The 13,728-nt window shown below is 43.1% G+C and carries 11 protein-coding genes; 5 read left to right on the top strand and 6 right to left on the bottom strand.

What is annotated here, in order from left to right; all coding sequences use genetic code 11:
* Positions 1-157 precede the first annotated feature (157 nt).
* From P0M28_RS21345 to P0M28_RS21335, 3 genes are all read left to right on the top strand, one after another.
* Positions 158-2,698 (top strand): fibronectin type III domain-containing protein, encoded by a 2,541-nt coding sequence (locus tag P0M28_RS21345; RefSeq protein WP_302204966.1) that lies wholly within the window; start codon positions 158-160, stop codon positions 2,696-2,698.
* Between the two features lie 111 nt (positions 2,699-2,809).
* Positions 2,810-3,709: an oxygen-dependent coproporphyrinogen oxidase gene (gene hemF / locus P0M28_RS21340; protein WP_302204964.1), complete on the top strand. Its 900-nt coding sequence runs from the start codon at positions 2,810-2,812 to the stop codon at positions 3,707-3,709.
* A 139-nt stretch (positions 3,710-3,848) separates the two neighbouring features.
* Positions 3,849-4,487: a tetratricopeptide repeat protein gene (locus P0M28_RS21335; RefSeq protein ID WP_302204963.1), complete on the top strand. Its 639-nt coding sequence runs from the start codon at positions 3,849-3,851 to the stop codon at positions 4,485-4,487.
* 93 nt (positions 4,488-4,580) lie between these two features.
* Here P0M28_RS21335 and P0M28_RS21330 read toward each other — a convergent pair whose 3' ends face one another.
* From P0M28_RS21330 to P0M28_RS21315, 4 genes are all read right to left on the bottom strand, one after another.
* Complete coding sequence (locus P0M28_RS21330; protein ID WP_302204962.1) at positions 4,581-5,564, bottom strand: J domain-containing protein; 984 nt, start codon at positions 5,562-5,564, stop codon at positions 4,581-4,583.
* A 27-nt stretch (positions 5,565-5,591) separates the two neighbouring features.
* Entirely contained in the window at positions 5,592-6,680 is a 1,089-nt protein-coding gene (gene dprA / locus P0M28_RS21325; RefSeq protein ID WP_302204960.1) for a DNA-processing protein DprA, read from the bottom strand.
* Positions 6,681-6,736: 56 nt separating this feature from the next.
* Positions 6,737-7,075, bottom strand: a complete 339-nt coding sequence (locus P0M28_RS21320; RefSeq protein ID WP_302204959.1) for a MerR family transcriptional regulator — start codon at positions 7,073-7,075, stop codon at positions 6,737-6,739.
* Between the two features lie 321 nt (positions 7,076-7,396).
* On the bottom strand, positions 7,397-9,136 hold the full coding sequence (locus P0M28_RS21315) for a phospho-sugar mutase (RefSeq protein ID WP_302204958.1): 1,740 nt from the start codon (positions 9,134-9,136) through the stop codon (positions 7,397-7,399).
* A 245-nt stretch (positions 9,137-9,381) separates the two neighbouring features.
* On the opposite strand from P0M28_RS21315, the gene P0M28_RS21310 reads away from it, so the two are divergent.
* Together P0M28_RS21310 and P0M28_RS21305 are read left to right on the top strand one after the other, a co-directional pair.
* On the top strand, positions 9,382-9,795 hold the full coding sequence (locus P0M28_RS21310) for a hypothetical protein (protein ID WP_302204957.1): 414 nt from the start codon (positions 9,382-9,384) through the stop codon (positions 9,793-9,795).
* A 96-nt stretch (positions 9,796-9,891) separates the two neighbouring features.
* A complete protein-coding gene (locus P0M28_RS21305) occupies positions 9,892-12,129 on the top strand; it encodes a M1 family metallopeptidase (protein WP_302204955.1) in 2,238 nt (745 codons plus the stop codon).
* A 208-nt stretch (positions 12,130-12,337) separates the two neighbouring features.
* On the opposite strand, the gene P0M28_RS21300 is transcribed toward P0M28_RS21305, so the two are convergent.
* Together P0M28_RS21300 and trpS are read right to left on the bottom strand one after the other, a co-directional pair.
* Entirely contained in the window at positions 12,338-12,655 is a 318-nt protein-coding gene (locus P0M28_RS21300; protein ID WP_302204953.1) for a hypothetical protein, read from the bottom strand.
* Positions 12,656-12,718: 63 nt separating this feature from the next.
* On the bottom strand, positions 12,719-13,702 hold the full coding sequence (gene trpS / locus P0M28_RS21295; protein WP_302204952.1) for a tryptophan--tRNA ligase: 984 nt from the start codon (positions 13,700-13,702) through the stop codon (positions 12,719-12,721).
* Between the last annotated feature and the right edge of the window lie 26 nt (positions 13,703-13,728).

The raw sequence follows: 13,728 nt of genomic DNA, 5'->3' as shown, positions 1-13,728 counted from the left end.
TTTCTTTAAATTATAGGTATCTATTACTTGTTCACTGTATTTCTACAAACAAGACAGAACAGCCTTGGAAGCATATTTATATAAAAAATATAATAATTAATTTAATTTTTTAACTAAAAAATTGTAAATTTACACTAAATATTACATGAATAGTTAAATGAGCAAATTACCTATACCTATCATTTATTTCATTATTAGCTGGTTGAGTGCTACTACTGCACTAGCTCAAAATGTTATTTTTTCAGATGATTTTGAGGCCGGTATTGTATCAGATGCCTGGGTTGCTAAACCGGGAATAGATAACGGAGTAGTTAATACCTACCGACTTACTGCACCGGATACCAATTATGTGATACGACTAGGAAAGCTGCACGATGGCAACAAACAGCTAGTAATAAATCGCCTGGACTTACCTTTGGATTTATCGCTTCATTCCCGGGTGTTACTACAGTTTGACATTGCTCACTACGGAGAAGAAAGCCATCCGCAAGATGGTATTTACCTTAGTACTGATGGAGGGAAATTTTTTACCAAGATTTATGGCTTTTCTTTTGACCAATGGAGTGCCCGAACCATGAGCACTCCTTCTCCCCTAGATGTAACACTACTAGCCCGTAAGAAGAGTCTTTCACTTAATAACCAAACCATTATTCGCTTTCAGCAATACGGTAGCCACGATTTTATTGGAAGTGCCCAATACAGTGATGGCATACAACTAGATAATATTCAGGTGCTGGCCTTTGAAGATACTTATACCACTATTCCTTTTAAAGAGAGTTTTGAGAGCAAAGCATGGCATCCGTCCTTATCAGTAGGAAATATCACCGAACCTAATCAGCCGCTATCGCCCTTTGGCGTAGTAGAATCGGTCTACTATGATTCTCTGCGCGGAAAAATCCTAAGAATGGGTAGCCAGCGTGACGAACAACTCACTACGAATGCGCTGGATTTGCGAGTAGACTTATCATCTCAGAAAGAAGTTGAGCTTTTATTTAAAATACTGAACAACGGTGATGAAACGCATCCGCAAGATGGTATTTTCTTTAGCCCCGACGGTGGTCAGCAATTCATTAAGGTATTTGACTTTGACTTGGAAGCTTGGCGAGAAAAGGAGTTTGGGTCTTACCCACCAATAAATATTAACCGATTGGCCCAGCAGCATAAAATTCCGCTAACCAGTCAATTTGTTATTCGCTTTCAGCAGCACGATGATGATGATTTTGCAGGAAGTCGGCTCAGCAGCGATGGTATTTATTTGGATGATATTGAACTCCGGAAGGCTACGGCTACTTATGCTTCGTATCCGCTTTTTGAGGATTTTAATCACGGCTCACTGGCTTCTTACTGGAAAGTAAGTGTGCCTGATACGCGAGATACCGCAGTTTCGGTAGCTCCCACGGGGCATGTAGCCTTAGTTCCTCATGCGAAGGGATATGCTATAGCATTGGGGAACACAGTAGATCGGCTGTATAACACCAATGCCCTTGATCTGCACATTAACTTGAGTCAAGCTGAAAATCCTGAGTTGAGTTTCAAAATATTTAATCACTACGACGAAACTCATTCGCTAGATGGCGTTTACTTCAGTAATGATGCCGGGCAACACTTTACCAAAGTTATTCACTTTGATGGAAGTTCTTGGGCTACCAAAGCCTGGGGTGAATTTAACGCACTAAACCTTCGAGCAATAGCCGCCAACCACCAACTCGCATTAACCGAGCATTTTGTCATTCGCTTTCAACAGCACGATGATGATGACTTTGAAGGTACCCGCACGGTGAGTGATGGTATTTACTTAGACAACATCAGCATTCAGGAACCTCCGCACCAATACTACGCCGCATTGCCACTTATAGAAACGTTTGAATCTGATTCATTAACCAAATTCTGGCGAGCAGGTAATTTATCCAAAACCGCCGATGAAGAACTAATTCGTCCGGATGCCAGTGCTCAGATAATAGATGGGTTAGGACACAGCTCACCTCACGCTTTGGCACTGGGGCGGGCTCACAATGGAGAATTAGGCGTTAGTGCCTACGATCTTCACTTAGACTTATCTTATCAATCAAACCTTGAGCTAAACTTCCGTATGTACAGCCATAAGGCAGAAAGCCAGAAAGAAAACGGCATCTGGGTTAGTCAAAATGGAGGGCAAAGCTACCAGCATGCGTATAGTTTCCGTCCTTCAGTACCTCGGCAGTATGTGCGCTATTCTATCAACCTTGATTCTCTGATAGAAACTCTGGCGCTTAACTATACCGATCAATTTATTATCCGTTTTCAGCATGTAGGAGATCGTAGCTTCTTAGGGTCGGATGGTTTTGCCAGCGGAGCAATTTTAGACGATATAGTAGTGACTCATCGTCTCACTGCACCCAGTGTACAAGATATGCGATTACGCTATCAGGAAAACTCCAAACAATCTCAAATTCAGTGGCCCCATTCCGAATCAGCGCATAATTACCAAGTGCAAATATTTCTGGAAGAACTCTCTTCTCAGCATTTAGTAGCAGATCAAACTACTAAGGATAACTCATTATTGCTAGCTAAAGATGTTTTGCTATCTGGTCAGCTATATTACATTCGTATTAGGTCAATCAATGGCATATCCGCAAGTGATTGGAGTGATCCGGTAGCTATATCAGCCAATCGTGAAGGCCGAATCAGCACATCATCATTGGCAATCATACTTCCCTAAAACTATCCTATCTAGCTTAGTACCTCAATGAATCGTTTTCGCCTTCCTGTGAATCATATTGGCTAAACCGCTATCTTCGCGCGGGTAGAAAGTTCGATAATTCTTAGCAGTATGATTACCAAAGAAAAAATAGCAGAATGGTTTAAGCATCTTCAAAACGATATTTGTACCACTCTTGAGGAGGCTGATGGTAGTGGGCAATTTATCCCCGACACCTGGAACCGACCGGGCGGTGGTGGTGGTACTTCCCGGGTTCTCAATAACGGCTCGGTCATTGAAAAAGGGGGAGTCAACTTCTCGGCCGTACACGGAGAAACTCCTGCTAAAATTCTAACTGCGCTCAATCTTGATTCGGCTGAATTTTACGCTACCGGAGTTTCAATTGTGCTACACCCGCATAACCCCTTTGTCCCGATTATTCACATGAATGTCCGGTATTTTGAAATGAGTAACGGAGTCTATTGGTTTGGGGGAGGTATTGACCTTACTCCTCACTACGTAGACCGTGCGGATGCTCAATACTTTCACGCTACACTTAAAGAAGTTTGCGACCGTTTTGACCCCTCCTATTATCCTACCTACAAAAAATGGGCTGATGATTATTTTTATATCAAACATCGCCAGGAGACCCGAGGTATTGGTGGGATATTTTTTGACCGCCTAACCGCCCAAAAGGGAAAGCAGAAAACCGATATATTCGCTTTCGTGCAGGCGGTAGGTCAAGTATTTGCGCCGACCTACACCTACTTTATGAATAAAAATAAAGATCTTTCCTTCGAGGATCAGCATAAGCAGTGGCAGTATCTTCGCCGGGGGCGCTACGTAGAGTTTAACTTAGTATTGGATAAGGGTACTAAATTTGGACTAGATACTGATGGACGCACCGAGTCAATACTTATGAGTTTACCTCCTTTGGCTACTTGGCAGTACAACCACACCCCTCCTTCCGACAGTACAGAAGCTAAAACTCTTTCCCATCTAAAGAAAGATATTAATTGGATTGATTTTTAATTTTTGAAGATTTATCGTATAATAATTTACATAATTACTATAAAATTACGCATAGCTAGTACTACCCATTTACAGAAAGTCATTATTTATACTCATTTTTGCGTATATAATAATAGTGAAGAACACTGACACCAATTATATGAAACAAATGAAAAATCTGGCTACCATCTGTATTTTATCTATAGCTCTCTTAATTTCTCAATCGCTACTGGCACTTCCCGGTTCAGACGATTTAGTCACTAAAGGGCGTATGCTTTTTGAGGAAGGCTCGTACAAGGAGGCTATCATGGCATTTAATCAAGCTATTGAAGCCAACCCTTCTAATGTTCACGCGTACTATTTGCGAGGAAAAACCAAAACGGTTTTTGAAGACTATCACGGTGCTATGAAGGACTATAATTCGGCTATTGAGGCTGATCCTGACTTTGCTGAAGCCTATCTTGAACGCGGAAATGTAAAATTTTCACTGCAAGATTACTACGGGGCTATTGCCGATTATGGCGAGGCCGTAAAACTCAACAAAAACCTGATTCAGGCGTATTACTACCGAGGAAAGGCTCGCCGTGAACTACAAGTTTACGAAGATGCTATTAATGATTTCACCAAAATTATTGAGTTAAACCCAAAGAATCCTGATGCCTATTATTTACGCGGAGTAATTCGAATTGAACGAGGTTTTCACCAAGAAGGCTGTTTAGATCTTAGCAAAGCCGGAGAGTTGGGTGATCTAAAAGCCTACGAAATGATTCGTCAGGTATGCAATAAAGCTACCAAATAAGGAGTTACCTTACATACAATAGTATTTAGCCAAATTTTCAGCCTCACCGGAATGCAGCCGGGAGGCTTTTTTATATCCTCACACGCCAACCGATCATTCCCCCCGCTTCGCATTTAATTTGGCTCGTAGCAAATACGCTTCAGTACTAATGCCATAATTTACCATATATTTATTGATATAGCGAGCCGACTGATCAACGTCACCCAATTTATAGTAGCAATAGGCCAACCCGTAAGTTACTTCATCATATACTTCCCCGCCCGTTTGTAACTGCTTATAATATTCAATAGCATTGTCGTACTGGTCTAGGTTAAACGCATAAATACTGGCAATTGTAAGATATAGACTATCGTACTGTGGCCATAGCTCTAATGCTTGGTTGAGCTGCTCAATAGCTCCATTATAATCGCCACTGCCCTGTAAATACTGCCCTTTACAATACAGCAACTGCACTCTTTCCCCATCGGAGGAAGCAACTTCCAAACCACGATCCATATAATCAATTGCATAATTAAACTGACCGTATTCTTCACTTAATATAGTACCCGCTAGTAGACAAGCTTCTACATTTTTGCTACCAAAGTCTAAGATTGATCGCTCTAGACTGTTTAGGGCTGCGTAATATTGCTCATTCTGATAGTACTCTAATCCTTTATCGTAATGATAGGAGGAAGAATAACGTGATAAAGCAAATGGAACGAGCAAGATAGAGGCAACTAGAGCCAATACCAGCACAGTCATTCCTACGTAAGTTAGTTTTGAATAATAGACCGACACCGGTGGACGGTAGGTGTACTGTGGCTGAGTGCGCGCCCTAGTGGTACGGGTTGTCCGCGATTTTTCGTCTTCATACAGCCCTAGCAGTAACGATAAATCGTAAGAAGCTTTCTTATCAGTGTTAGAGAGAACATTGTAAGCCTCACTTATCAGCTTAAACATCTCTTCTTTGTCCTTATCGCCCGCATTAGCATCGGGGTGATAACGTTTGGCCAACTGACGATAGGCCAACTTTACGTCTTCTGATGAAGCATTATAGCCTACATCCAGCACTTGATAATAATCTTGGTAACTCTCCATAGCTCAATTCTTTCCCCCATTGCTTATTCATACTGTTCGAAGTTGATACCTGTTTCCGGGTCGTGCCCGCACATATTGTTTAAATTCTAGATTGAGTAGTACTGCGGCTAGTTGTGATATTGATAGTTGGGTACACCAACTAATTTTATCTAATAATAAACCATCGGGGTGCTGAGTGAGCACTTTATATACTTTTTGCTCATCCTCATTCAATTCTTCCGGTGGCGCAAAAATTTTAGGTTGATTAGTTAGGTAGTTTATATCTTTCTCTAAATCCCAGTTAAGCATGGTGATAATATCTTCACCTTGGCTTAGTAGGTGCGCTTTATGTTGCCGAATCAGTTGATTACATCCTCGTGAATACTGATGATGAATACTTCCCGGCACGGCAAAAACTTCTCGATCGTAATCATTGGCTAAATCGGCGGTAATTAAAGCACCACCCTTAGAAGCAGCCTCTACCACTACCACCGCGTCGGCCAAGCCAGCGATAATTCGGTTACGAGCTGGAAATTTTTTCGCTTCGGGTTTAGTCCCTAAAGGGTTCTCAGTAAGTAGCCCACCCTTTTCAACAAAACTCCAAGCATCCTTCTGGTGTACAGCCGGATAAATCTGGTCTATTCCATTCGCCATCACCGCTACCGTAGGTAAGCCGTACCGCATAGCCATCCGGTGAGCCTGAATATCAATTCCGTAAGCTAATCCGCTAATAATCAGCACATCGTACTTAGCCAGTGTGGCAACAATCTTTTCCACGGCATCTAAGCCGTAGGATGTAGCCTGACGAGTTCCTACTATGCTAATTACTCGCTGGTGATTTAAGTCGGCTTTTCCTTTATAATACAGCACCAACGGAATGTCGTAAATATGGCGGAGACGCTCCGGGTACTGAGGATGTTCATACCCCAGTATCGTGATACCTTGGCGATGGCAACGGTCAATTTCTTCGTAGGCTTGTTGTAGTAAATGCTGATTGTTCTTTAACGAACTGATTATTTTTGGCCCGATACCCGGAATTCGGCTTAAATGATGAGGTTTATCCCGAAAGATGGCCTCCACTGAACCGCAATGATTAATTAGTTGACGAGCCGTAGCTCCACCAACCATAGGTGTCATGCTCAGTGCAATGGCATATGCTGTTGTGTTAACTGTATCGTTTGCTTCTACTGCCACTAATCCATTTTTTCTTTTAGGTCAATTAAAAAAGAGCGAACCTCTTTCAGAGTATCAATCATCTCCATAGTATCCTTAGTAGCCTGAGTGCCACTCTTCAATTTATCTTTGGCTCCCTGCAATGTATAGCCCTTTTCTTTTACCAGGTGGTAAACCAACTTTACTTTCTCTATATCCTCCTTGGTAAATTGTCGCTTCCCATTTCTATTCTTTCGGGGGTTGATTATGTCAAACTCTCCCTCCCAAAAGCGAATCTGCGAAGCAGCCACATTTAGCATTTTAGCTACCTCGCCAATGGAAAAGTACTTTTTTTCAATTTGTTTTTCTTTGTAGGACATAGCAATGGTATAGTTAGTATACGCCCTTGTCTAAAGGCTAAATTAATAAAATATTGCCATAATTCATAAGAATTATACAAATATTTACATGAAAGTGACTATTTCTTACATGTAATTTCGTTCTTTGCCGTACAGTATGATTGCTATTATTCCCTCTTTTTGACCGAAAATGAGAGCATCAGAGCCCAGAAAGGCTGATTTTTACTTCGTTCGGTTGCTCTATAGCTTACCTTGGTAAGGTTATGCCTGAATTGCTAAAAAAACAGACATACCTGCTCAAAATTAAATTGAGTTTGCTCTCTTGGTAAGAAGGAATCTTAGCTATTTCAGTTTCATATCCTCAATTACCGCATCCACTTTTTTACCCAGTGCAGTCCATTTTTGGGCGAATTCTGATCGGTTAGGAAGCTGATCGTTCACGCTGAAGTAAAATTTGATCTTCGGCTCCGTACCCGATGGGCGAGCAGATACCTTAGTTCCTTTTTCGGTGAAGAATTGTAATACGTTGGACTCCGGGAATTCAATGGGTCGCTGAGTACCGGAAGCAGTATCGGTTTCGGTTCCCTTCAAATAGTCTATCACGGTGGTGACATGCTCACCCACGATGGTCTGGGGTGGATTTTCCCGTAAGTCGCGCATCATCTGGCGAATTTCTTCTACCCCACTCTTTCCCTTTTTAGTAAGAGAAACTAAGGATTCGCGGTACAAGCCAAACTGCTCATAGGTTTCCAGCAAAAAATCGTAGAGGCTCATTCCTTGGTCTTTTACGTAGGCGGTCATCTCGGCAATCATAGCACAGGACGCTACTGCATCTTTGTCGCGCACAAAATCGCCAATCAGGTAGCCGTAGCTTTCTTCGCCTCCGCCAATAAAGGTTTGCTGGCCTTCTTTATCTTTGATGAGAGCCGCAATGTACTTAAAGCCCGTAAGGGTATCGTAACAATCTACGTCGTAGTACTCGGCTATTTTTCGGATCAGTTCGGTCGTTACAATGGTTTTAGCTACGAACTGCTTCCCGTCTAGTTTTCCGGCTTCTTTCCATTTTTTTAGCAGATAGTGCACCAGCATACTACCCGCTTGGTTTCCGTTTAATATCTCAAATTCGCCGTTTAGGTTTTTAGCTGCAATACCTACTCGGTCGGCATCGGGATCGGTGCCCATTACCAGATCGGCATCCATTTCGGTTGCCTGTTTTAGAGCAATACTTAATGCTTCGCTTTCTTCCGGATTGGGATAAACTACGGTAGGAAAATCTCCGTTGCCATCGGGTTCGGCCTGTTCTGCTACCACATGCACATTGGTAAACTCTAGTTCTTTGAGTACCGGGGGCACCAAAGTAACTCCCGTACCGTGAATTGGAGTAAAGACAATTTTTAGATCGTGCTGGTTTTTAATGGCTTCGGGAGAAAGAGATAACGCTTTTATATCGGCTAGGTACTGCTCGTCAATATCGGTTCCGATCATATGCACCTTCGCATCATCCCGATCAAACTTCACCGCTTCCAACCCTTCAATGGCATCCACTTCCTCAATTACGTTTTTATCGTGCGGAGGCACGAGCTGCGCCCCATCGTTCCAGTAAGCTTTATAACCGTTGTATTCCTTCGGATTGTGCGAAGCCGTGAGCACCACCCCACTGTGGCAATCTAATTGGCGAATGGCGTACGAAAGTTCCGGGGTAGGTCGCAGCCCATCGAAGAAATAAACCTGAATGCCATTAGCCGAAAATACATCGGCGGTCACTTCCGCGAAGTAGCGGCTGTTATTCCGGCTGTCGTAGGCAATGGCTACTTTAATTTGTTCGTCAGGATACGTTTTTAGTAGATAGTTGCTCAATCCCTGCGTGGCCATGCCTACCGTGTATTTATTAATTCGGTTCGAACCCACCCCCATAATCCCGCGTAAACCACCGGTTCCGAATTCTAAATCTTTATAAAATGCTTCTACCAAGTCAGTCTCATTATCCTGATTAAGAAGGCGCTGAATTTCGGATTGGCTATCGGCATCAATAGCACTACTGTTGAGCCACTGCTCAGCTTTAGTTTTCACGGCTTGATCCATATTTGAGAATAATAGGTTTAAATTAAAGGTCTTAAAAAATACTTGTAGAGTAAGCAATTACCGGAGAGGCAATTTACAAAATTTACCGGTTCATCAGGTGGTTCACCTGTTCTTTTCGGAATAAGTATTGGCAAGATCAAATCACTATAAGGTAAGCCCCGATAATTTATAGAGACTATCGTTGCTTCTTGTGTTAAATGTTAGGAATTTTATCCCAAACTATTGAAAAGATAACAAACAAGCCCATGAACAATGAAGAACTAGAGAAAGCTTTGATCGCTTTGGTGGAGAAGAAAAACCAACTAGCCAGTATTGACTATAACGACGCTAAGTACGACGACTTGGAAGAGGCCATTCACGATGAAGAAGATGATTTACTAGAAAAGTACGGTGACTTTCTGGAGGATATTTTAGCTGACGTACACGACGAACTATGCCCTGACGATGATGTATTGCTTCCTACGGCATATTTGGCTAATAAGTACGTGAAACAGGAAGAAGGTGATACGGTAACTTACCAAGCAGCTGAAGGGGGTGTAATTGTAGACGTAGACGAATATCCGAACCATCTCACTCGTTTAGTGCTAGTGCCTAGCCCAACTCGTTTGATGCTACAGGTGGGCCGACAAAAAGAAGAAGAAGTTTGGCGATTGTCCTAATCCTCTGATTTATCGCCGTTTTTAGTACTCAGTAAAAGAACCCAATACCGTTAGTAATTTGTGGAGTTGTTGGGCTAAACCAAATCTACGTATACTATGAAATATACTTACTTACTGGTTATTATTCTGATTAGCGGACTAATTACTCCCGCATTCGCTCAGGTGTACCAAGGCAAGTTTGAACAGCTTGATCCCGAATTGCCTACTCCCAACGAGTACCGTTCGGCTTCGGGTGCACCCGGATACAAATATTGGCAACAGCAGGCTGACTATAGAATTAAGGTGGAGTTGAACGATGAAAACCAGTCCATTACTGGCTCGGAAACAATTACCTACTACAATAACTCCCCTGATCCACTCTCGTATCTTTGGTTACAGCTTGACCAAAACATGCGGTCGGCTAATTCGGCAACTCCGCAGATAGAAACCTCCCAAGTACGCGATTCTATCAACGCTCGCTTATTACAATCGCGGGTGATGCATGACGATGATTTTGACGGTGGCTACACAATCAAATCAGTAAAAAATGCTCAGGGCAAGCCGTTGCAATACGTCATCAACCAAACGATGATGAAAGTGCTACTGCCCGAGCCGTTACAACCGAAGGGGCAGGTTGAATTTAGCATTGATTGGTCGTACCCTATCAACGACCGGATGATGGATCGGGGACGCTCGGGCTATGAGTACTTTCCGGAAGATGATAATTACGTGTACACCATCGCCCAGTTTTTCCCTCGCATGGCAGTATACGATGATCTGAACGGTTGGCAGAACAAGCAGTTTTTGGGACAAGGGGAGTTTGCCCTTACCTTTGGTGATTACGAGGTAGAAATTACCGTACCCGACGATCACATTGTAGCCGCTACCGGAACAATTCAGAATGAAAAAGAGGTATTGAGTTCTCAGCAACGCCAACGCTTACAGAAAGCTCGTAACACTTTTGACCAACCCGTAATGATCGTTACTGAAGAAGAGGCTCAGGAGAATGAACAAACCAAATCATCGGGTAAGAAAACTTGGAAGTATAGTGCCAGCAACGTGCGCGACTTTGCCTTTGCTACCTCCCGAAAGTTTATTTGGGATGCAATGGCGGTGAAGCTAGAGAACAATCAGCCGCTAGCGATGTCGTTCTACCCTAAAGAGGGCAACCCGCTGTGGGAGAAAGAATCGACGTTTGCGGTAAAAAACACGTTGGAAACCTACTCCAACCGCAGCTTCGACTATCCGTATCCGGTAGCCATATCGGTTCACGCCGCTTCTATTGGGATGGAATACCCCATGATCTGCTTCAACTTTGGTAGGCCCGAACCCGATGGTTCGTACTCCGACCGAACGAAGTGGGGTATGATTTCGGTAATTATTCACGAAGTGGGTCACAACTACTTTCCGATGATTGTGAACACCGACGAGCGGCAGTGGACGTGGATGGATGAAGGCATCAATACGTTTTTGCAAAATCAGACTTCAGAAGAACATTATCCTGATATGCCACTTCGCTTTGGTACCCCGCAGACTATCGGAAACTATATGTCGGGCAATAAGGATTTTATCCGTCCGGTGATGACCAATTCAGAGCAGGTTGTTCAATTTGGCTATAATGCTTACGCCAAGCCATCCGCTGCTTTGTACTTGCTCCGCAATACCATTATGGGTCCAGAACTATTTGATGCTGCCTTTAAAGAATATGCCCAACGTTGGAAATTTAAACAACCAGGCCCGGCCGATTTCTTTCGTACTATGGAAGATGCATCGGCAGTAGATTTAGACTGGTTCTGGCGCGGTTGGTTCTACACCACCGATTACGTAGATGTGGCGGTAGATGACGTAAAATGGTACCGCGTTGCTAATCCCGAAGAGGAAGTAGAAAAAACGGTATCGGCAGATGAAAGTACAATTAGTCAGGACGAAGAAACGAGTGAGAACGCTAAGAACTGGCCGGATACGCCGCAAAAACTTACTATTACTGATACTGATGACCGTTACTTTGGTGAATTCCGCAACCGTACTAGCGACGATGAGGTTCGCCGGAAGTACGGCGATAAAAATCTGTATGAGGTAACCTTTAAAAACGAAGGTGGCTTGGTAACTCCGCTACTAGTAGAATTTACTTACGCCGATGGCACCACTGAAACCGATTATATTCCGGCAGAAATCTGGCGAAAAAATGAGCAGCAAGCCACGAAAGTATTTGTCAAAGATAAAGAAGCTGTGAAAATTGTGCTAGACCCTAGACGAGCCACCGCCGACGCTGATACTGGCGATAACGTATTTCCCCGCAAAGAAGAAAAATCACGCTTTGAACAGTTTAAGGAAGGAGAAAGTCGCGAAGAGTAAGTCCAAAGTTTCGATTCTTAAACAACGTTTACCAACCGGAGAATAGCCAAAACCAGCATTACCAATGCTGCGATTTGCCCTATTAAGAACCAATAAACCTTATTAATTTTACTGGCGATAACGTATTTCCCCGCAAAGAAGAAAAATCACGCTTTGAACAGTTTAAGGAAGGAGAAAGTCGCGAAGAGTAAGTCCAAAGTTTCGATTCTTAAACAACGTTTACCAACCGGAGAATAGCCAAAACCAGCATTACCAATGCTGCGATTTGCCCTATTAAGAACCAATAAACCTTATTAATTTTATCGTCTATTTTATTATCTATCTTATCTGATAATCTTTTTTCTGTCTCATTGATTTTATTCAGTAGCATTTCTCTGGTATCATACAAATCTTGTTTGGTAGCAAACACATCTTTGAGCTTATCCAGATTTTGTACCTCCAGATCATTAAACCCCTGGACAATTGTTTCTGCATCTTCCGGACTATGCACCTTTCGTAATGCTTCGTGTACCTTAGCGTAATTCATGAACTAATCTTCTATTGCTGTATAAATATAACGAAATCAGTAGACTTTTGTGACAACACAACTTTAGTACCCCAATTTCTCCCTTACTCGATCCAGCACTTCCAACGCCACTTCTCGGGCTTTAGCTTCGCCTTTTTCCAATTCTTGGTGCAATTCGGGCAAATTGTTCATGTAGTAATCGTATTTTTCCCGCTCTTCAGAAAATTGCTCCTGAATCAACTCAAACAATTCCTGTTTGGCGTGACCGTAGCCGTAGTTTCCGCCTTCGTACTTCTGTCGCATCTCAGCAATTTGCTCATCAGTCGCCAGTAGGCTGTAGAGCGCAAAAACCGTATCACCTTCCGTGTTTTTAGGCTCTTCCAGCGGAGTGCTATCAGTTTTGATGGACATAATTTGCTTGCGGAGTTTCTTTTCCGGCAGAAAAATATCAATGGTATTTTGGTACGATTTGCTCATTTTCTGCCCATCCGTACCCGGAATCACCATTCGGCTTTCGTCAATTTTGGCTTCGGGAACTACAAAGGTTTCGCCGTACTGATGGTTGAAGGCGGAGGCAATATCGCGGGTCATTTCCAAGTGCTGCTGCTGGTCTTTACCCACCGGAACAAAGTTGGCATCGTACAGAATAATATCCGAAGCCATGAGTACCGGATAGGTGAATAGTCCGGCATTCACGTCGGACAAACGATCGGCTTTGTCTTTAAAAGAGTGGGCGTTCGCCAGCATTGGGTACGGTGTGAAGCAGTTCAGGTACCAAGTCAACTCACAAACCTGGGGAATTTTGGATTGTCGGTAAAACACATTCTTCTCAGTATCGAAACCGCAGGCTAACCAAGCCGCCGCCACCGCGTTTACGTTTGCCTGCCGGGTTTCAGCATCTTTAATGGTTGTGAGCGAGTGCAAATCCGCGATGAAGAAAAAGGATTCATTGGGGCGGCCATCCGCGTTCTTGTCGCGAGAAAGTTGAATGGCGGGCTGAATCGCCCCCAAAATATTTCCCAAATGTGGTTTTCCCGAACTCTGTATTCCCGTAAGTATCCGTGCCATGTGAAGAGGATAGATAAATTTGATAC

This window comes from Tunicatimonas pelagia (assembly GCF_030506325.1).
In the GTDB taxonomy this organism is placed as follows: domain Bacteria; phylum Bacteroidota; class Bacteroidia; order Cytophagales; family Cyclobacteriaceae; genus Tunicatimonas; species Tunicatimonas pelagia.
The sequence above is the reverse complement of the archived record's forward strand: the minus strand, read 5'-3'. Positions and strand labels throughout refer to the sequence as shown.